The organism is Williamsia sp. Y721, from assembly GCF_059683565.1.
In genome coordinates this window covers 684,681-704,240 of record NZ_JCASNH010000002.1, presented here as the reverse complement: position 1 = coordinate 704,240, position 19,560 = coordinate 684,681, and the positions used below count along the sequence as shown (strand labels likewise).

General features: G+C 64.4%; 16 protein-coding genes. 10 read left to right on the top strand and 6 right to left on the bottom strand.

The genetic code is table 11. The annotated features are described in order from the left end of the window. Positions 1-28: 28 nt before the first annotated feature. Together AC56PL_RS12025 and AC56PL_RS12020 are read right to left on the bottom strand one after the other, a co-directional pair. Positions 29-1,219 (bottom strand): type III polyketide synthase, encoded by a 1,191-nt coding sequence (locus tag AC56PL_RS12025; protein ID WP_497153952.1) that lies wholly within the window; start codon positions 1,217-1,219, stop codon positions 29-31. A gap of 68 nt (positions 1,220-1,287) precedes the next feature. After that, positions 1,288-2,787 carry a cytochrome b5 domain-containing protein gene (locus AC56PL_RS12020; protein WP_495513908.1) on the bottom strand — a complete coding sequence of 500 codons (1,500 nt, stop codon included), beginning with the start codon at positions 2,785-2,787 and terminating at the stop codon, positions 1,288-1,290. 192 nt (positions 2,788-2,979) lie between these two features. Between AC56PL_RS12020 and AC56PL_RS12015 the strand changes: the two genes are divergently transcribed. Both AC56PL_RS12015 and AC56PL_RS12010 read left to right on the top strand, forming a co-directional pair. Continuing rightward, positions 2,980-3,744, top strand: a complete 765-nt coding sequence (locus tag AC56PL_RS12015; RefSeq protein ID WP_497153951.1) for an LppX_LprAFG lipoprotein — start codon at positions 2,980-2,982, stop codon at positions 3,742-3,744. A gap of 56 nt (positions 3,745-3,800) precedes the next feature. Next, positions 3,801-6,155: an FHA domain-containing protein gene (locus AC56PL_RS12010; protein WP_497153950.1), complete on the top strand. Its 2,355-nt coding sequence runs from the start codon at positions 3,801-3,803 to the stop codon at positions 6,153-6,155. A 71-nt stretch (positions 6,156-6,226) separates the two neighbouring features. Here AC56PL_RS12010 and leuS read toward each other — a convergent pair whose 3' ends face one another. Next, positions 6,227-9,112, bottom strand: a complete 2,886-nt coding sequence (leuS, locus tag AC56PL_RS12005) for a leucine--tRNA ligase (RefSeq protein ID WP_497153949.1) — start codon at positions 9,110-9,112, stop codon at positions 6,227-6,229. Positions 9,113-9,196: 84 nt separating this feature from the next. On the opposite strand from leuS, the gene AC56PL_RS12000 reads away from it, so the two are divergent. Further along, entirely contained in the window at positions 9,197-9,643 is a 447-nt protein-coding gene (locus tag AC56PL_RS12000) for an SdpI family protein (RefSeq protein ID WP_495513904.1), read from the top strand. A gap of 55 nt (positions 9,644-9,698) precedes the next feature. Further along, complete coding sequence (locus tag AC56PL_RS11995) at positions 9,699-10,640, top strand: bile acid:sodium symporter (RefSeq protein ID WP_495515969.1); 942 nt, start codon at positions 9,699-9,701, stop codon at positions 10,638-10,640. A gap of 100 nt (positions 10,641-10,740) precedes the next feature. On the opposite strand, the gene AC56PL_RS11990 is transcribed toward AC56PL_RS11995, so the two are convergent. Beyond that, positions 10,741-12,774 (bottom strand): CocE/NonD family hydrolase, encoded by a 2,034-nt coding sequence (locus AC56PL_RS11990; RefSeq protein ID WP_495513903.1) that lies wholly within the window; start codon positions 12,772-12,774, stop codon positions 10,741-10,743. Between the two features lie 107 nt (positions 12,775-12,881). Continuing rightward, complete coding sequence (locus AC56PL_RS11985; protein ID WP_497153948.1) at positions 12,882-13,457, bottom strand: YqgE/AlgH family protein; 576 nt, start codon at positions 13,455-13,457, stop codon at positions 12,882-12,884. A 113-nt stretch (positions 13,458-13,570) separates the two neighbouring features. Between AC56PL_RS11985 and AC56PL_RS11980 the strand changes: the two genes are divergently transcribed. The 5 genes from AC56PL_RS11980 to AC56PL_RS11960 all read left to right on the top strand — a co-directional run bounded on the left by AC56PL_RS11980 (position 13,571) and on the right by AC56PL_RS11960 (position 17,711). Then, positions 13,571-14,950, top strand: coding sequence for an MFS transporter (locus AC56PL_RS11980; RefSeq protein WP_495513901.1), 1,380 nt, complete (start codon positions 13,571-13,573; stop codon positions 14,948-14,950). A gap of 44 nt (positions 14,951-14,994) precedes the next feature. Beyond that, positions 14,995-15,837, top strand: a complete 843-nt coding sequence (locus AC56PL_RS11975) for an LLM class flavin-dependent oxidoreductase (RefSeq protein WP_495513900.1) — start codon at positions 14,995-14,997, stop codon at positions 15,835-15,837. Between the two features lie 247 nt (positions 15,838-16,084). Continuing rightward, positions 16,085-16,498 carry a hypothetical protein gene (locus AC56PL_RS11970; RefSeq protein ID WP_495513899.1) on the top strand — a complete coding sequence of 138 codons (414 nt, stop codon included), beginning with the start codon at positions 16,085-16,087 and terminating at the stop codon, positions 16,496-16,498. Next, entirely contained in the window at positions 16,495-16,911 is a 417-nt protein-coding gene (locus tag AC56PL_RS11965) for a M78 family metallopeptidase domain-containing protein (RefSeq protein ID WP_495513898.1), read from the top strand. Before AC56PL_RS11970 ends, AC56PL_RS11965 begins: the two co-directional genes overlap by 4 nt. After that, positions 16,908-17,711, top strand: coding sequence for a hypothetical protein (locus tag AC56PL_RS11960; RefSeq protein ID WP_495513897.1), 804 nt, complete (start codon positions 16,908-16,910; stop codon positions 17,709-17,711). Before AC56PL_RS11965 ends, AC56PL_RS11960 begins: the two co-directional genes overlap by 4 nt. A 31-nt stretch (positions 17,712-17,742) precedes the next feature. Here AC56PL_RS11960 and AC56PL_RS11955 read toward each other — a convergent pair whose 3' ends face one another. After that, the gene (locus AC56PL_RS11955) at positions 17,743-18,363 is read right to left on the bottom strand and encodes a hypothetical protein (protein ID WP_495513896.1); all 621 of its coding nucleotides are present in this window, start codon (positions 18,361-18,363) and stop codon (positions 17,743-17,745) included. A gap of 99 nt (positions 18,364-18,462) precedes the next feature. Here AC56PL_RS11955 and AC56PL_RS11950 point away from each other — a divergent pair, with 99 nt between their 5' ends. Continuing rightward, complete coding sequence (locus AC56PL_RS11950) at positions 18,463-19,554, top strand: aminotransferase class V-fold PLP-dependent enzyme (RefSeq protein WP_495513895.1); 1,092 nt, start codon at positions 18,463-18,465, stop codon at positions 19,552-19,554. Positions 19,555-19,560 lie beyond the last annotated feature (6 nt).

Below are 19,560 nucleotides of genomic sequence, written 5' to 3'. Positions count from 1 at the left end.
CTTTTGGTTCGTTGACTCGGTGGTCGCGTCAGCGACGGACGATGTCGAAGAGGAGGCCCTCCAGGGTGACTCCGGGGGCGAAGGAGAAGGCAACACCGGTGGTGGACTCCTCGTTGGTGTCGGCACCACGCTGCGCCATCTGCTCGAGCACAAAGATCAACGAGACGCTGAGCATGTTCCCGTAACGGGCCAGGATGTCCCAGCTGACGTCGGCGCACTCCGGATCGATTCCGAGCGAATGCGCCGATTCGTTGATGATCTTCGGGCCACCGGGGTGGATCGCCCACAGGTCGACGTCGGACTTGCCGAGGCCGTGAGAGCCCAGAACCCGGGTGATGACCGGGTCGACACCGCGGAAGATGTACTGGGGGAGATCCTCCGCGAGTTCGCAGGTGATCCCGTTGTCGTTGACTCCCAACACGATTCCGTCTTCCGCGTCATCGAGGAGATGACTGAACGTCTCGCGGATCACGATCCGGCCTGCCGGGATCGGCGCACGGACCTCACTGGCACCGACCACCACCGCACCACACCCGTCGCCGAAGAGGCTGTGGGTGATGACCTCGTTGATGTCGTCGGCGAACACGGCGTTGACCGAAGACACCTCGAGACTGATCACCAGGGCCTTCTTGTCGGGGTTGGCGCGGGCGAAGTCTCCGGCGATGCGGATCCCGTTCATCGCGGCCGCGCAGCCCATGAAGTTCACGACCACCCGATTGGTACTGCGGGGCAGGCCGAGTTCTTTGATCACCGCGACATCCACACCCGGCGCGATGAACCCGGTGCTCGTGACGAACACCAGCAATCCCACCTCGACCTCACCCTTCACGCTGCCCAGGGCCCGACGGGCGACGTCGACGGCCAGGGGTGCGGCATGCTCGAGGTAGAGGTTCATCCGTTCGCGGATGGTGCCACGCCGCTCACTGAAGTCGCGGAACTCGGGATCGGTGGGGTCGATGGCCAAGTGACGCTCGGTGATTCGGGTCTTCTCGTAGATCCGGCGGATGCGGGCCTGCTGAATCGGATCGGTGAACAGCGCGGCCACCTCCTCGGCGGCATCGGCCTGGGAGAAGACCTGCTCCGGTGCGCCGGTGGCGATGCCCTCGATCACGGCGACAGTGGTCGGCGGGGCCGGCGGCAGACTCGGGCGGATGTGTGGACGCCGGCCGACAAACGTGGGATGCGATCCGGTGATGGGCTGATCAGAGATGACAGACATGGGGGAGTGGTCCTTTCGGGTAAGGGAGAGGTGGTGCGGGGGTGTGCTGGGATGGGGTCGGGCAGGGGTCAGACCGTCCCTATTCCGGTGAAGCCTTTGATGGTGTAGTCGGCACAGGTCTTGAGTGCGGCCGGTGAGAAGTGCTCGCGGAAGAAGCCCCATCCCTGTTCCTGGGCCGGCCGCGACCGCGAACCCAGGTAGACGCGGCACTGCTTGGGCAGGCGGTCGGTGACAAAGCTCTTGGCAGGTAACCATTCGACACCGAACTCGGCAGCTTCTTCTCGCACCACGTCTTCGGTTGCGATGTTGGCAAAGCCGCTGCGCTGGAACGGAAGAACGTGGTGCACGCGGTGCGAACTGAGGCCGGCGGACAAGAAGCAGTCGGCATAACGGTTACCGATGACCTTGAGGTCGTATGCCTTCTCCAACTGATCCACGGCCCAGTCGTCGGTCTCGACCTCGGGTAGGTCGTGGGTGTCGACATCGAAGTCGTGACTGGCCACCACCAGGAAGGTACTGAACCAGAGGACCGCGACGAACTGCGCCAGCCAGGCCCAGAAGTCGCCAACGGCAATGAAAATCGCGAGTTCGGAGATCAACAGGGCTCGCAGACCGAAGGCACCGACGAAGTGCGGCAGTCCGCCTCGCAGCGAACCGTACATGTCGGAGACACCGACTTGCCTGGTCAGCTTACAGATCTCCAGCAGCCGGATGACCATGCCGGTGGTGGCGTGCCCGAACTTGTGGAGGGTGTGGATCGGCACCCGAAAGGCCCGCGGCAGATCCATCATGAAGGTGAAGACGTTCTTCTTGATGTCCACCTCACTCTGCGTGTGTGGATGATGCAGCAGCGCATGGCCATCGGCGGTGACAAAGGACAGTGCGACGTAGTTGATGTCGAAGGCACTGACCAACGCCTTGTTTGCACCCTTTTGCGCCCGGTGGATCGCATAGTGTCCGTACCCGGCAATACCGCTGCGCAGCACCACCATCGCGATCACGAAGACCGGCAACGGCATCCAGCTGGTGTCATACAGCCGCAGGCCTTGGACGGCAAAATATGCCAGCACCAACGCGACGACCACGACGTTGAAGATCGTGTCCATCCGCTTGATCCGGGCCGCGAGTTCCGGTTCGCGCAACCGGCGTTTGATCCGGTGCAGCAGGTCGTTCTTGTCGTCGAACCGGAAGTGCGGGGTGTCACGCCAGCTGTCGAAGCCTTCCTTGAACAGGAAGTCCGGTGCGTTGGCCTTCGGGTGGATGTCCTCGACCTCGGCGTCGCGGTCGAGGGCGTACTTCTCCAGCATCTTCTCGACCCGCTCAGGATTCTTGTGGTACGAGCCGATGATCGAGGTGATATCGCGGTTTTTCGTGCGACCGATGAAGAACTCCCCGCCGGGATGCTTCGAGATCCAATCCGTCAGGTCGTAGGCCCGGCCCTTGTAGATCCACACATTGGCCAAGCGGGGTCCGCCGTCGGGTCCGGGCGCCCGGCCGAGGTCGTGGTCCGCCGCCGGCCCCTGATCGACGTCGACGTCTGTCGCCTCGTCGGTCTGCAATTCAGTCATCCGATTCCTCCGTGTCGGCTGCCCGAATCAGGTGACGGCAGCGGTCGTGGTTTGGCTATAGGAGTACGCGGAGGCGTCCGATGTTCCCGGGCGAGGAAACCGATTACGGTCAATTGAACGACTTTTGACATGCCGCGCGGGGCTATACCGTCCCTGAGCATGCCAAATCAACCTTCTCGCACCCCGCGAATCATGCGCTCGAAAACAAACCTGTTCGCGGCCGCGGTCGCACTGTCGCTCTCCGGAGTTCTGCTGACCGCCTGCGGCGGCGGAGGTTCCAACGATTCGGAAGCGACTGTGTCCCAGTCGGTTCCGCCAGTCCTGGAAACATCTCGATCGACTCAGCCGTCGGTGGTCGCGACTGATCCGGCTGCCGTGATCGAGCAGAGCTCCCAGACGACCCGGATGATGAACTCCGTACACATCGCACTGGTGGTCGACGAGTCGATCGAGAGTCTGCCCATTCAACAGATCGACGGTGATGTCACGAATCAGCCGGTTGTCGGCGCCCAGGGTGCCGGTGAGTTCCGGATCAACAACAACCTGACGGCGACCGATTTCATCGTCGCGAACGGCAACCTCTACACCCGCGGCGAAGGCGCAAACAGCTACACCAACCTCGGCCCGGCCCAGCGGATCTACGACCCGGCCATCATCCTCGACAAGGACAAGGGCTTGGCCAATGTGATCTCCAAGGTCCAGAATCCGACGGTCGTCGGCACCGAGGAGGTCAACGGTGTCGAGGCGATCAAGATCGAGGGCACCATCGCGAGTACGGAACTCAAGCCGATCCTTCCCGAGGTCGACAAGACCGGTGCCGAGCTACCCATCACGCTGTGGGTCACCGCCGAAGCCCCGTACAACCTCGTGCAGATCACAGCTGAGGTCTCGGGCGGCGAGGTCAACATCGTCACCTCGAAGTGGCAGGAGCCCGTCACCGTCGCGAGCCCCGAATAGTCGCCGGTGACACCGGCAGAGCTCACCGAACACCCGACGTCAGGTAACAGCAGATCATGACCACACGTATCCCCGCTGAACTGCAGATATGGGTCGATGGGATCCAGGCTCCGCCGGTGGACGGCGCGACCCAGATCCAGATCGGCCGGGTGCCCGAGAACGACATCACGATCGACCATCCGCTGATCTCCCGGCGGCACGCGGTGCTGTCCTGGAACGGCGGATGGTCGATCACCGACGCCGGGAGCACCAACGGGATCTATGCCGGTGGTCAACGGGTGCAATCGGTGAACCTACGGGGCACACAGGACGTCCGACTCGGTGGGCCCGACGCCGGACCGGTGTTGCGGTTCAGAATCGCAGAACCCGCTCCGGCACCGATTCGGCCCCTGCAGAAGCCGGCCGGGGCCGACGACCGGCCGCACATGCAGGCGCTGCGGCAGAACATGTCCGCGGTGTACCAGACCGCCGGGAATCAGCCGCCGCCGCAACGACAGGCCGTCGACATCGCCAGCGGATCCACGATCCGTATCGGTCGCACCCCGGACAACGATGTCGTCGTCAGCGACGTACTCGCTTCTCGCCACCACGCCCAGATGATCAGCAGCCCATCCGGTCTGGTGATCGAAGACCTGCGCAGCGTCAACGGGACGTTTGTCAACGGCCGCCGGATCACCCGGCAACCCCTCACCGACGGCGATGTCGTCACCATCGGCAACAGCGACTTCGTGGTCGCCGAAGGTCAATTGGTCCGCGGTCAGGCCCGGTCGGTGGTCTCCGGCGGTGTGCACGTCAGTTCGGTGAGTCTGACCATCGACGGCAAACAGCTACTCGACGACATCGACTTCACCGCCGCACCCGGGACACTGACCGCGATCATCGGACCGTCGGGCGCCGGTAAATCGACTGTGTCCAAGATTGTTTCGGGTTCACACCAGCCATCCGCCGGAACCGTGACATTCGACGGGCACGGCGTTCACGAAGAGTACGACGCACTCCGCACCCGGATCGGTATGGTCCCGCAGGACGACGTCCTGCACAGTCGGCTGACCCTGCGCCAGGCTCTGCGCTATGCCGCGCAACTGCGACTGCCACCGGATATGTCCCGCGCCGACCGGGATCTGGTGATTGACGGAGTGCTCGCCGAACTGCAATTGACCGAACACACCGGTACCAGAATCGACAAACTCTCTGGTGGACAACGCAAACGGGCATCAGTGGCGATGGAACTGCTGACCGGGCCTGCACTGCTGATCCTCGACGAACCGACGTCCGGACTGGACCCCGCACTCGACCGGCAGGTGATGCAGACCCTGCGCCGTCTCGCCGACGCCGGTCGTGTGGTCATCGTCGTCACCCATTCCGTGGCACACCTGTCGATATGCGATCAGGTGCTGTTGCTCGCACCCGGCGGAAGGACCGCGTTCTGTGGTCCACCTGGATCCGTGAAAACCGCCATGGGCACCGATGATTGGCCGGAGATCTTCACCTACGTCGCCGCTCATCCGGAAGAGGCATCGAATCGATACCGGGCCACTGTCCGACGGCAACCCCCACCGGCGCCACCGCAACCCGGATCATCGCGGCCACGTTCCCGTCAGGCGAGCGCCCTGCGGCAGGTCAGCACGATCACCCGCAGGCAGTTCCGGCTGATCCTGGCCGACCGCGGATATCTGGTGTTCCTCCTGCTGCTCCCGGTGGTCCTGGGAGCGCTGACCCTGGTGATCCCCGGGTCGGCCGGATTCGGACTCAACGCACCCGGAACCACTGAAACCCTGCAGATCCTGGTGATCCTGGTGATCGGTGCGACCTTCATGGGGTCGGCGCTCACGGTCCGTGATCTGGTTGGTGAACGTTCGATCTTCGAGCGCGAACGTGCTGTGGGACTACGCCCCGGCGCCTACCTGGCCGCGAAGGTCCTCGTCTTCGCGGTGTTCGCGATTGTGCAATCGGTGATCATGCTGTTGATCTGTTACGCCGGCCGTGGCACGCCCGGTAAGGGCGTATACCTGCCTGCCACAGTTGAACTCGGCATCGGCCTCGCCTTGCTCACCTGCATCGGCGCCCTCATCGGCCTCGCCATCTCGGCGACCGTTCGCACCCCGGAACAGACCATGCCGCCACTGGTGGTCGCGGTGATGATCCAACTGGTGTTCTGCGGTGGCCTCTTCGCCCTGCATGACAGGGCCGGACTGGAACAGATCGCGTGGCTGATCCCGAGTCGATGGGGTTATGCCGCAGCAGCTTCCACCGTCGAGGTGCAGTGGACAACACCCGGCTCGGCCACCGAGAACGAACCCCTCTGGCAACACGACATGACCACCCTGGGCACCAGCTACGCGATCCTCGGCGCCATGGCCGCGGTCCTGTTGTTGTTCATCTACAGCCGACTGCGGCTGAAACGATCCTGACCGCCCCATCTTGGTGGGTTCTGGAGACCGCGACCTGCGCGTTTACTCGCCAAAACCCACCAATTCCGGGGTCAGGGGATGATGTTGACCATTCGGCCGGGTACCACGATGACCTTGCGGGGTTCACCGTCGAGCAACGGGATGATCTTCTCGTCCGCCAACGCCGTCGCACGCAACGTCGCCTCGTCTGCGTCGGCCGCAACGGTCATCCGGCTGCGCACCTTGCCCTTCACCTGGATGGGGATCTCGACGGTGTCGTCGACCAGCCACTGCTCCTGCGCCACCGGGAACGGCCCGTGTGCAAGAGATCCGTTGTTGCCCAGACGCTCCCACAGTTCTTCGGCTGCGTGAGGTGCCACCGGCGCCAGCATGAGCACCAGCGGGGTGACCGCGTCGCGCGGAGCACCGTCGGGATACTGCTTGGTCAGGTGGTTGGTCAGCTCGATCAACTTCGCCACTGCGGTGTTGTCCCGCAGGTTCGAATAGTCTTCGCGCACACCGTCTATCGTCTTGTGCAGCAGCCGATTGGTGTCATCGGTCAGATCAACGTCGACGACCCGGGTCTTGCCGGTCATCTCGTCGACCACCAGACGCCAGGCGCGCTGCAGGAATCGCTGCGCACCGACGACGTCCTTGGTCGCCCAGGCCCGCGAGGTGTCCAGCGGTCCCATCGACATCTCGTAGACACGCAGGGTGTCGGCACCGTAATCGCGGCAGATGTCGTCCGGCGCAACGGAGTTCTTCAGGGACTTGCCCATCTTTCCGTATTCGCGGTTGACCTCTTTGCCCTCGTAGAAGAACTTACCGCCTTCTTCGACGACTTCCTCGGCAGGCACGTAGACACCACGGGAATCGGTGTACGCGTAGGCCTGGATCATGCCCTGGTTGTAAAGACGCCGGTATGGCTCGGCCGAGCTGACGTGCCCGAGGTCGAACAGCACCTTGTGCCAGAAACGCGAGTACAGCAGGTGCAGCACCGCGTGCTCGACGCCACCGACGTACAGATCGAGCCCGCCGGGATCGTTCTCACCGTGGATGTCCGGCCGCGGCCCCATCCAGTACGCCTCGTTCTCCTTGGCGCACAGTTCTTCCGAGTTGGTGGGATCGATGTAGCGCAGCTGGTACCAGGAGCTACCGGCCCATTGCGGCATCACGTTGGTGTCGCGGGTGTAGTGCTTGAGTCCGTCGCCGAGGTCGAGTTCGACGTTCACCCAGTCGGTGGCCTTGGCCAGCGGAGGGGACGGTTCGCTGTTCGGATCGTCGGGGTCGAACGAGATCGGCGCGTAGTCGATGACATCCGGAAGTGCTACCGGCAACATCGAATCCGGGATCGCATGCGGCGCACCGGACTCGTCGTAGACGATGGGGAACGGTTCGCCCCAGTAGCGCTGACGCGCGAAGAGCCAGTCGCGCAGCTTGTACTGAACGGTGCCGCTGCCGGTGCCGTCGGCTTCGAGACGCTCGATGGTGGCCGACTTGGCCTCATCGACCCGCATGCCGTCCAGGAAGCCCGAGTTGACCAGAGGTCCGTCACCGGTGAAGGCTTCCTCGGCCACACCCTGCTCCGAACCGATGACCTCGATGATCGGCAGCCCGAATGCGGTGGCGAACTCGTAGTCGCGGCCGTCGTGGGCCGGGACCGCCATGATGGCGCCGGTTCCGTAACCGAGCAGCACGTAGTCGGCGATGAACACCGGGACCTGCGCGCCGCTGAGCGGATTGACGGCGTAGGAGCCGGTGAAGACGCCGGTCTTCTCCTTGTTCTCCTGGCGTTCGAGATCCGACTTCGCTGCGATCGTCTTCCGGTAGGCGGCAACAGCTTCCGCCGGAGTTGCCGCGCCGCCGGTCCACAGCGGATTGACATCGGCAGGCCACTGCGCCGCGATCAGCTGATCGACGAGTTCGTGTTCGGGGGCGAGCACCATGTACGTCGCACCGAACAGGGTGTCGGGGCGGGTGGTGAACACCTCAATTTTACAGTCCCGCACCGGAGACGAAGGCGAAGCCGGAGCTCGACCAGATGGGACGCTGAACGCGACCTGCGCGCCGCGCGATCGGCCGATCCAGTTGCGCTGCATGGTCTTGACCTTCTCGGGCCAGTCCAGCAGTTCCAGATCGTCGAGCAGGCGGTCGCTGTACGCGGTGATGCGCATCATCCACTGCCGTAGGTGTTTACGGAACACAGGGAAGTTGCCGCGGTCGCTGCGACCGTCGGCGGTGACCTCTTCGTTGGCCAGCACGGTACCCAGACCGGGGCACCAGTTGACCAGCGAATCACTCTGGTAGACGAGCCGGTAGTCGTCGATAACCTCGGCCTTGGCAGCCTCGTCCAGATCCGACCAGTCCCGGCCGTCGGCGAGAGTCCGTGCTCCGGAATCGAATTCGGCGATCAACTCGGGGATGCGGCGGGCCTTGCCTGCATCGCCGTCGAACCAGGCGTTGTAGATCTGCAGGAAGATCCACTGGGTCCAGTGGTAGAAGTCGACGTCGGTGGTGGCGACCCGGCGACGCTCGTCGTGGCCCAGGCCCAGCCGGCGGATCTGTTCGAGGTACCGCTCGATGTTGGCCTCGGTGGTCGTGCGGGGATGGGTTCCGGTCTGCACCGCGTACTGCTCGGCCGGGAGCCCGAACGAATCGAAGCCCATCGTGTGCAGAACGTTGCGCCCGTTCATCCGGTGGAACCGCGCGTACACATCGGTGGCGATGAAGCCGAGAGGATGCCCCACGTGGAGTCCGGCGCCCGAGGGGTACGGGAACATGTCCTGGACGAAGAGCTTGGCGTCGGGTCCGTCGAACACCGACAGATCACCTGCCAGGTCACCCACCGGGTTGGGCGCCTCGAAAGTGCGCCGCTCGGTCCAGTTCTGCTGCCATCGCGCCTCGATCTGCCCGGCCAGCTCTGCCGTGTAGCGGTGCTGCGGGGATTCGTCGGGGGCTGAAGTCGTCGGGCCAGTCACTTGACCAGCGTAAAGCCTGGCTCATCTGAGCTGCAGGCAGGCCTGGGTGACCATTGATTTTCCGGGGCCTCGTATTGTATGGGCGTGACCGTCGCAGCAAACATCCTCGCCGTCGTCGCCCTGGCGCTGGCGCTGGTCTTCGGAGTACCCGGGGTCCTGGGCACCGTGAGGCGCCTGCCCCGCAACCGTTGGCTCGGCGTGCGTTCCGCCGAGACCATGGGCAGCGACGAGAAGTTCCAGCTGGCCAACCGCGTAGCCGGACCCGGTCTGATCTGCGCAGGTGTGGTCCTGGTGATGGGCGCCGTCCTGGCGATTCTCCTCGGTGGCACCGCAGGCGTGATCATCGCCATCGCGGCCATCGCGGTCGGTATCGGCCTGGCCGGTGTCATCGGGTCACTGGGCGTCCGAGCGGCCGCAGCACTGCCCGATCCCGCCTCTGACTGCGGTGTCAGCGGTGGTTGCACCAGCTGCTCTTTGCAGAGCATGTGCACCACCGACAGCGCCGCCGGTGGCGCAGCTCCCGCCAACTAAAGGCGTGGCGCGCTCCCCGCTGGCCTTCCTTCAGCGCTTCAACATCGATGGCTTCATGGTGGCCATCATCGGCGCGGTGGTCGTCGCGACGATCTTCCCCGCCCGCGGCGTCGCCGACGACATCCTCGACTGGGTGGTCAAGATCGGCGTCGGGCTGCTCTTCTTCCTCTACGGCACCCGACTGCACCCACGTGATGCCCTCACCGGTCTGACCCACTGGCGCCTGCACCTGACGATCCTCGGGTTCACCTTCGTGGTGTTCCCACTGCTCGGTCTGGCCCTCTGGCCGTTGCTCCCGCACCTCGTCGGCGACGACCTCGCCACCGGTGTGCTCTACCTGTGTTTGGTGCCGTCGACGGTCCAGTCATCGATCAACTTCACCTCGATCGCCCGCGGCAACATCGCGGGCGCCATCGTCAGCGCCTCGGCGTCGAATCTGCTGGGTGTGTTCCTCACCCCGATGCTCGTGGTGCTCCTGATGAACTCGTCCGGCGACATCTCGTTCTCGGCCTCGTCCGTGGTGACGATCGTCCTGCAACTACTGGTTCCGTTCATCGCCGGACAGTTACTCAGGCCGCTGGTGGGCCGGCGGATCGCGGCGCACAAGAGCCTCACGAAGTTCTTCGACCGCGGCATCATCGTGCTCGTCGTGTACGCCGCGTTCGGTGACGGTGTGCGGGACGGTATCTGGAGTCAGGTCAGCTGGTGGCAGGTGGTGATCCTCGTCGTGCTGGCCGTGGTGCTGGTGGCCGTGATGCTGTGGCTGACCGGCGCCGGATCGCGGCGCCTCGGATTCGACAGGGCCGATTCCATCGCAATCCAGTTCTGCGGCACCAAGAAATCACTGACCACCGGTCTGCCGATGGCCGCTGTCCTGTTCGAGGGTCGCACCATCGGCCTGATCGTCCTGCCGCTGATGATCTTCCACCAGGTTCAGCTGATGATCTGCGCCTGGCTCGCCACCCGCTACAGCCGCCAGTCCGAGGCCTCCGACTAGAACCGCTGCAGCCGCCCCCGAAATTCGCGCCACTTACTCGCGAACGCGCCGGTTACAACTGGCGCAAACGCAGGCAAGTGGCGCGAATGTGGGAAGGGGGTCAGCCCACCGGCCGCGACACCGGAACGTTGACGTAGCTCGGCGCATTCGGATCGAGCTGGATGTGTTCGGGTTTGAGTTGCGAATCGTTCAGCAACGGCCGCAACGGAACACCTCTCGGGAAGTTCGCCGCGAACACATCGATCCGCAACCGATGTCCGGGTTTGATCAGGGCATCGGTGGCCAGCAGGCCCACGTCGAGCTGTACGGCCTGGCCCGGGGTCACCGGCTGACGTGTCGCCAGAGTCAATGTCTGCACCGGATCCACCACGTCACCTCCCGGACCGTACCCGGTCGCATCCTCGTCGAGCGCCCGCAACGAGGCCATCAACTGGCCTGAGGTGAGGACCGTCGAGGTGCCGTCGGGGGCAACATCATTCAGTGTTGCCGTCCAGTAGCCGTCGGTCGCGTCCATGACGGCGTTCAGATGCAGATTGATCGGACCGCTCACGCTCGTCGACTCGGCAAACGGGGCCGTGGTGAACGTCAAAGCGCTGGATTCGGCGATCCGTGAATCGTCCGCGCAGAACGAGAACACCGCGAGGATGCCCGCCGTCTGCTGAGCGGCATCACGCGAACACAACGTGGCCAGAGCCGGTGCGACCGTGAGCCTGCCGCGGCTGTCGGATGGTGTCGCGGACAACGATCCGTCACGCACCGCGTGCGGCGCCGTACCGCTCGAACGGTCGGAGAGATAGAGCCGCTGGTGGTTCATTCCCGGGCGCGGGAAGTCCTCGGCGGTGGTCCAGCCATTGCCCTGCTGGTACAGGGTGGCCGGGCCATAGTTGTCGATGCCGTTGTCGATTCCCTTGAGCCACTTGTCGAACCACGCGCGTTGCAGGACGTCGAGCCGCGGCGGATAGCCGGGATCACCGAATCGGGAGCCGCCGGTGACGTGATACGTGGGGCCCATGATCAGCTGCTTGCGGCCGTTTTCGAGCGGGATCTTGTCGAACATCCGCCACTCGCTGTTGGTGAACAGGTCGTACCAGCCGCCGTAGATCATCGTCGGCGTGGTGATGTTCTCGGCGTAGTCCTGCCAGTTGATGCGTTCGGAAGAAGCCTCGTCGAGCAGGCTCTGCGTACGCGGCGGCACCGACTCCACGGTGGGGGAGAGCAGCGCGTCCAACAGCTGCGGGGCGAAGACCGCCGGATCAGAAAGCCGCGAGCCCAACCACTTCCAGTCGAATGTGCCGTTGAACATCGACGCTACGTCGGGCACGAACTTGAGTCCGTTGACCAGTGCCAGCCACGCAGGCAAGAAGCCGACACCCAACGCGCCGCCGGGCGCCACGATGTCGCGGATCAGGTCGCCACCGGGTTCGACCGGGAAGATCGCCTTGAGCGGTTCCGGGTTCTTGTTGGCCGCCTGGACCTGATTGATGCCCGAGTACGACGCCCCGCTCATGCCGACCTTGCCGTCGGACCAGCTCTGCTTCGCGGCCCAGTTGATGACCTCGATGGTGTCCTGCTGCTCACGGGCCTGGAAGACGTCCCAGACACCCTGCGAGAAACCGGTCCCGCGCACATCCACGACCACCTGCGTATAGCCGGAGCGAACCAGTGCGGGGTCGACGCTGAAGGTCTGGGCGAAGCCGCCTTTGAGGGTCTGCACCAGATCGGACAGGCCGTCGATCGGGGTGCCCGAGAAGTTCAGCAGGTCGGCCAGCTGCAGGGCCAGCGGCGCCAGCACCGGATTCGACAGCGCCGCATCGGCAACAGCGCTCACCAGTTTCGTGTACGGCGTCATGTTCACGATCACCGGCGTCTTGGTGGCAACCGGCCTCGTCGCGGCGTCGGCGGGCCGGTAGATGTTGGCCTTGAGGACGGTGCCATCGCTCATGGTGATCGGGACGTCCCAGGAGACGTTGATGCCGGGATACCGCGGCGGACCGTCGTGTTGCGCGGTCCACCGCTCACCATCCGTGCCACCCGTCGGATCAGCCTGCGCTGCAACAGGATTCACGAAGCCGGCAATCAGCGCAACTGACACGAGACCGGCGACCACGCCCACACATCGACCCCACAAGACCATCGGACCCCTCCGCATTCCCCGACCCCCGAGCAAGCATCTGTTGAGACGCCGCTCACATCAGGGATGAACAATAACAGGTTATCGAAATCCAATCGACAATCACCAGATCAGTTACGTTCGAGCTCGATCGGGTGTGTCGCCAGCATCGGAAGCGGCCACGGCTGACGCCGCAGGACCTGCGACCAGAGATCGACCTCGGCGGGGGCGATGACATCGGTGGGCAGCGACGGGGCCACGATCCAGCTGCCGCTGCGCAATTCATCACCGAGCTGTCCGATACCCCACCCGGCATAACCGGCAAAGATCCGGACGCCGACCAGGAAGTGGCCGAGTTCGTCGGCGTCGGCGTCGAGATCGACCAGGACCACACGGCCTTCGACCTGTCGCAGTGCGGGCACGTCATCGATCTCGACACCGGGTTTGACCACACCGAGGCACAGCGCCGAGTCCTGTTTGACCGGACCGCCGACATACACCGCCTTCGGCCGGGCCGCGGTGTCGGTCCACGTCGGCAACAGGTTGTGCACCGCCGTCTGACTCATCCGGTTCAGCACAACACCCAGGCTGCCGGCATCGTTGTGTTCGATGACGTAGACCACCGTCCGGCGGAAAGTCGGCTCCGCGAGATCGGTGGACGCCATCAACAAACTGCCGGCGGAAATCGCCTCGGTACCAGATGACACCCGAACATGATGCCACGCCGATGGCCCCAACAGGCTACGGCGATCAGTCGGAATCAGCCGGTCTCGTATCCGTCGGAATACCCGATCGTGAATTCATTTGTAGGCTGGACACGATGAACGCCGAACCGCCCGTCGCGGACCCAGAGCCGCATGTCTGCGCCAGCCATGAGCGGTTGGCGTTGCGCGATTTCACGCGGTCGTTTCGGGAATCACCCGGCCTGTCCCGGCTTCTCGCCGTCCGGTTCGGCAGTCAGTTCACCGATGGTCTCTTCCAGGCCGCGCTGGGCGGCGCGATCCTCTTCAACCCGGAGCGCCACGCCGATCCGATGGCGATCGCGGCCGGGATGGCGGTCCTGCTTCTGCCCTACTCCCTGATCGGTCCGTTTGCCGGCGCGCTCCTGGACCACTGGGATCGACGGTTGGTTCTCGTCTGGGCCAACGTGCTGCGAGCGATCCTGGTCTCGATCGTGTCGGTGGTGGTCGCCACCGGAGCCGGCGACACCGGTGTGCTGATCGCCGCGCTGGCGGTGACCGGCGCGAGCCGGTTTGTCGCGTCGGGGCTGTCCGCGTCGCTGCCCCACGTGGTGTCCCGCGACCTGCTGGTCGGTATGAACTCGTTCTTCACCACCGCAGGTTCCGGAGTCCTGGCCCTCGGCGCCGGTGCCACCTTCGCCCTGCGCGAGGTTTTCGGGTCCGACAACACCGGCAGCGCCCTGACCCTGCTCGGCGCAGTTGTGATGGCGATGGTCACCGCAGTCGTCGCACACCGATTCAAACCACTGCAGCTGGGCCCGGATCATCCCGATTTCGTCGGTCCTCCGATCCCCGGGCACCCGGAGGGCACTGCCATGCGCGCTGTCGCGGTCGGTCTGGGCCATGGCGCCCGTGCGGTCTGGAGCTCGCCACCTGCGGCCGCAGCACTGTCCGGTGTGGGTGCTCATCGCATCGTGTTCGGCATGAACACGCTCCTGCTGCTCGTCCTGACCAAACAGTCGGCGCTTGGCGGTGGACTGACCGGCTTCGGGCTCGTCGCGGGTCTGACTGCGGTGGGCATGCTGCTCGCCGCGGTGATCACCCCCTTCGCGGTCGCCCGATTCGGGCGTCAGCGCGCTGTGGTGTCGGCGCTGGCCATCGGGACGGTCGCCCAGCTGTCGCTGCTGAGTTTCAACGGCGTGGTCATCTGCTTCGCGGCGGTGGTCTTGGGTCTGATCGGCCAGGTGTGCAAGCTGTGCGGCGACGCGGCCATGCAGATGGACGTCGACGACGCCCGCCGCGGACAGGCATTCTCATTCCAGGACGCGCTGTTCAACGTTGCGTTCGTCGCTGCGGTCACCGCCGCCGCGATTGCCATTCCCACCGACGGCAAGTCCGCGGTCCTGGTCGTGGCCGGTTGCGTGCTCTATGCGCTCGCCATCGTTTCGGTCACCCTGATCCACCATCGACCCGTCCCGGTCAGCTCACCACCGTCCGCGCCACTGGCGACCACCTCCTGATCCGTGCCCGCTGCCGGTCAGGTCGACTCTTCACAGGAGGCACCGTGCAGTACGGAATCGTTTTCCCCAAAGGTGACAGTGCGGATTTCGCCGAGATGGCAGTGGCCGCCGAGGAAGCCGGCTGGGACGCGGTGTTCGGCTGGGAAGCGCTATGGGGCGTCGACCCCTGGATCTCCCTGACCGCTGCGGCCATGCGAACCAGCCGGATCAAGCTCGGGACGATGCTCACGCCCTTGCCCCGGCGCAAACCGTGGGACCTGGCATCGACCACCGCCACCCTGGATCGGCTGAGCGGTGGTCGCGTGATCCTGAGCGTCGGATTGGGCGCACTGCATCCGGGCTGGCTGGCCTTCGAGGCCGATCAGGGACGCAAGGTGCGTGCCGAACTCCTCGATGAAGGTCTCGACGTCTTGTTCGGGCTCTGGGGTGGTCAGCCCTTCACCTACGACGGCAAGCATTACGAAGTGCGGCCCACCGATTTCGAATTGCCCGATCCGCCGGTTCAACAGCCCCGCATCACCACCTGGTGTGTGGGATTGGAGGGTTCTCGCAGATCGATGTCGCGGGCGGCCCGGTGCGACGGGTTGATCCCCAACTTCGCCGGTGCGCAGGGCCCGGGACCGCAACCGTTCGAGCGGTGGGTCAGCGTGGCCCGGAACATCCGAGAGCTTCGCGACGAACTCGGCTACAGCGGGCACTACGACGTCGTCTACGAGGGCACCACCGACCTGACGGACCCCGCAGGCGAACGCGAGCGGGCGGCGGCACTGGCCGACGCCGGCATCACCTGGTGGTTGGACTCGGATTGGGGTGCAACACCCGACGATCCCATCGCTTACCAACTCGAGCGCATCAATGCCGGGCCGCCCATGCCCACTACCCCATAAATGGGGTATCTGCGGAGGTCAGCGGCATATCTTCGGCCCGAGCCCGGATTTGCGAAAATTGATCGTAACCTTTGCGAAAGATCACGGAAACACCAGCTGAATTCGAGCGTTTATGCAGTTCAGCGCCGTGAAGCGCCTGGGAGCGCAGACACTCCGGCACAAACATCACCGATACCGTGACAGAAAATATCGGCAATTTCCGCTCATCAAGGCGACAAAATAGGGAATCACCTGGCACTATTGGCGAATGCGCAATCGTGACGAGGTGTCTGAGTTCGCCATTGAACTCAATAGGCTCTGTGCTACTCGCTGGCCAGGTGGGTCGCGCACTGCAAATGCAGAGATTGCCGACTGGGTGACGGCCGAAACAGGTCGCAACATCGATCGGCAATTTGTATGGCGGATCCGCAAGGGCCGCGTAATGAAGGTGGACGGCGCAGTTCGCGACGCCATCTGTTCATTTTTCGGAGTCTCGAAAGAACATTTCTCATTCAGCCCCCGCACGCTCGGCCAAGAGGTGCAGGCTGCGATCGAGGAAACAGGACTTCAAGTAGCCGGCCTCCGCGCCGATCAGCTGTCGTCGACCGGGCGGGCTGAACTCGCCTCCCTACTGCGAGAGGTGAGTCGGGTCCTCGAAGCCGAGAAGAGCGTCGGACAATGATGACCCGGCAGAAGATGTTTCGCCTCGCCGCGGCCATCACACCGATGAGCGGCTGGGACTGGGACGATTTCGAGTCCCGGCTCGGCGAGCAACTCGAGTGCGATGTCCGGTGCATCACGTCGGAGTCATTCAACTCCGGCGAGATCACCGGAGCCGCATTGCGGACCACCCGCGGGACCGCGATCATCGTCTCTCCTGCCAATGTCTCTGACGCCCACCGGATCCACATTGCAGCCCATGAAGCCTGGCATCTCCTTGCCGGCCACGAGGGTTGCGATCAGAACGCACGGCGCGAAGCGCAGGCCGAGGCATTTGCCACGACCGTCGGCACGCTCGCCGAAGGACGGGGCAACGAACCCCGCAATAATCGCGCTTTGACTGCAGCGTTCGGAGCTGTTGGCATAGTCGCATGAGTCAAGCTCTGGGCGCCCTCGCCTGGACGGGGGTCGCCCTGGGAGCGATACTCGCAATCCGTGGGGCCCTGTACCGCCAGACAGCGACGACCGCCTTCGGCGTGTGCGTCGCTTTCTACTGCCTGACCGGGGAGACCTACACCGCCCTGGTTCCGGAAAACGGTGTCCGCCACGTGTTGAACACTTCCGAACGGATCTGGGGTGCCACCTCGGCGGTGATCGCCGGTTGCGCCCTGGTCGCATCCCTGATGGCGATCCGCCGCGGCAACAGCAATCCGGGATCCGCCCCTCGAAACGATCCCGACCTCAACCAGCGGATAGTGCTTCTGGTGGTGGCTGCCGCGGCTTCGATTGCCGTGATCAACCTGACGCTCGCCCACAGCACACTCGCGCCGTCGGCGAACTTTCTCTCCGACTACGGCCACATGTACCAGGTGGCGATGTACCAGGTGGTATTCGCCAGCTGGATCGGATTTCCGGCCGGTTATCTCGGATGGACCGTTGTCCGATCCGAACTCGGTCCGCTGCGCTACACCGTCGGGTTCGGTGGACTGTGTGGTGTGCTCTGGGCGATCTGGAAGATCATCGTCACCGCAACGATCTGGATCGGCGGCGTCGATATCGCCGAAAACAGTCCGGTGAGCGTGACTCTCGGATTCCTGGCCCTGGCGTTCTGCGTGATCGGGGCACTGCTGCTCGGACTGACCGCATCGTATTCTGCCTGGCAAAACGGGCGGACTTACCGGAACGCACGCGCGATCGAGGACCGTCGCCTTCGGCACCACAACCGGGCCGCCTGACGTTACGGCCTGAAGCTTGTGGTCTGACTTCTCAGACACCGAAACCGGGTTGGCCCGGCAACATCACCGCATCTGCCGTTCCGTCGAGATCGTCGTCGACGAACAATTGGTCGAAACCTTGATCGCCGTCGGTATCGAAGTACACGCGCCCGCCCGACCGCACCACCACGATCTCACCGCGACCGTCCGCGTCACGGTCGTAGAGCACATCAGCGGCATCACCGTCACCGACAAAATCGACCAGCGCGCGCGAACCCCCCGGATCTGCGTCTGCCGTCGCTGTCTGTGATGCGCCATCGAGCGACGTCCACGTGAGACGGATGTCGGTTGGCTGGGATATCGGCGGATGGGGAACCGGGGGTGGGCTCGGTGCACTGACCCGAGGATCCGGCTCCGGGTGCCCCCACACTCCAGAACCGTTGTCCGAGAACCATTTGTCGACTGCACCATCGTCATCGAGGTCGAGACCACTGAGATCGGCCCGGCCATCACCGTCTCGATCCCACATCACGTCGTCGGCTCTGCCGTCACCGTCGAAATCGAGTCGAATCGCATCTACCGCACCTCCACCGAGTGCCACGTCGGCCTGCGACGTCCATGTGGTGCTCGATCCGTCACCAATTCCAAAGACGTACTCGATGACCGGCTCCATGAGTACTTGGACGGACTGGACCGGTGCGTCGGTTCCACGGCGCCCGAAGACGGTAGCGTGTGATGCACACCATGTCCCGGCGTCGAGGAGGATCTACGGATGTATGTGAGCGAGCTCGGCGATCTGTGGCATCGCGGTCGCACCGAGCCGATGAACATCCATCTCGATTCGGCGGCGGCATCACGCTCCTCCACCAAAGTCATCGAGACGATCACCGCGCACCTGTGGCGTGAATCCGAGCGCGGCGCCTACGTCGCACAGGAACAGATGAGCGAGGCCCTGGACCGCTGCCGTCGCGATATCGCCGCGCTCGTCGGACATCAGGCCCACGAACTAGCGTTCCGGGAGTCGGCAAAGGCCGCGCTGCGAGCGCTGTTGACCTACTGGAACCTCCCGATATCCGCCACGGTCTGGGTGGCGAAGAACGAGTTCGGCCCCAACCTCGACGAGTTCGAACGCCGCGGTTACGCCGTCCACACCATCCCCTCCGGCGATGTGTACGGGCATGTCGACACCGACGCACTCGAGAACATGCTGCAGTTCGACCAGCCCGACTTCATCCACATCTGCCATATCGGCTCTCAGAGCGGCGTGGTGCAGCCGGTCAGCAAGGTCGTCGAGCTCGCCAGGGTCGCCGGTGTGCCGGTGGTTGTCGACGTCGCGCAGTCATTTGGCCAGCGCGACTGCGCATCCGGAGCCGACGTGGTCTACGGCACCAGCCGTAAGTGGCTGGCCGGCCCGCGCGGTGTCGGATTCCTTGCCGCACGTTCGGATTCGGTACGCCCGGTGGAGGTAGAGAGTTCGGAAGCCTTCGTGGCCGGGCGTCTCGGGCTCGGTGTGGCGATCCAGGAACTGCAGAGCTTCGGGCCCGAACGGGTCAACCGGGAGCTGGCGGCCATCGGCCGCTTCACCCGTGAGCGCCTCCACGGTATCGGCAGCTGGGAGGTTCTCGAACCGATCGACGAGCCGTCGGCCATCGTGACCCTGGCCCCACCACCGGGTTGGGGTCCGTCGGACGTCCAGGCCGCCCGTGACAAACTGCGATCGATCGGAATCCTTGTGACCTGCGCGGACTCCTGGCGCGCGCCACTGGATTCGGAACAGTCGGTCCTGCGGATCAGCCCACATCTGGACGTCCAGCGATCCCACCTCGATCTGCTGGCCGGTGAGCTTCGCGGGATGGGCTACTAGTCCGGC

Bases quoted from the DNA above. Each gene is read 5' to 3' on its own strand.
- AC56PL_RS12025 (WP_497153952.1), bottom strand. From the start codon at position 1,219: ATGTCTGTCATCTCTGATCAGCCCATCACCGGATCGCATCCCACGTTT.
- AC56PL_RS12020 (WP_495513908.1), bottom strand. From the start codon at position 2,787: ATGACTGAATTGCAGACCGACGAGGCGACAGACGTCGACGTCGATCAG.
- AC56PL_RS12015 (WP_497153951.1), top strand. From the start codon at position 2,980: ATGCGCTCGAAAACAAACCTGTTCGCGGCCGCGGTCGCACTGTCGCTC.
- AC56PL_RS12010 (WP_497153950.1), top strand. From the start codon at position 3,801: ATGACCACACGTATCCCCGCTGAACTGCAGATATGGGTCGATGGGATC.
- AC56PL_RS11995 (WP_495515969.1), top strand. From the start codon at position 9,699: ATGGTGGCCATCATCGGCGCGGTGGTCGTCGCGACGATCTTCCCCGCC.
- AC56PL_RS11990 (WP_495513903.1), bottom strand. From the start codon at position 12,774: ATGGTCTTGTGGGGTCGATGTGTGGGCGTGGTCGCCGGTCTCGTGTCA.
- AC56PL_RS11980 (WP_495513901.1), top strand. From the start codon at position 13,571: ATGAACGCCGAACCGCCCGTCGCGGACCCAGAGCCGCATGTCTGCGCC.
- AC56PL_RS11970 (WP_495513899.1), top strand. From the start codon at position 16,085: ATGCGCAATCGTGACGAGGTGTCTGAGTTCGCCATTGAACTCAATAGG.
- AC56PL_RS11965 (WP_495513898.1), top strand. From the start codon at position 16,495: ATGATGACCCGGCAGAAGATGTTTCGCCTCGCCGCGGCCATCACACCG.
- AC56PL_RS11960 (WP_495513897.1), top strand. From the start codon at position 16,908: ATGAGTCAAGCTCTGGGCGCCCTCGCCTGGACGGGGGTCGCCCTGGGA.
- AC56PL_RS11955 (WP_495513896.1), bottom strand. From the start codon at position 18,363: ATGGAGCCGGTCATCGAGTACGTCTTTGGAATTGGTGACGGATCGAGC.
- AC56PL_RS11950 (WP_495513895.1), top strand. From the start codon at position 18,463: ATGTATGTGAGCGAGCTCGGCGATCTGTGGCATCGCGGTCGCACCGAG.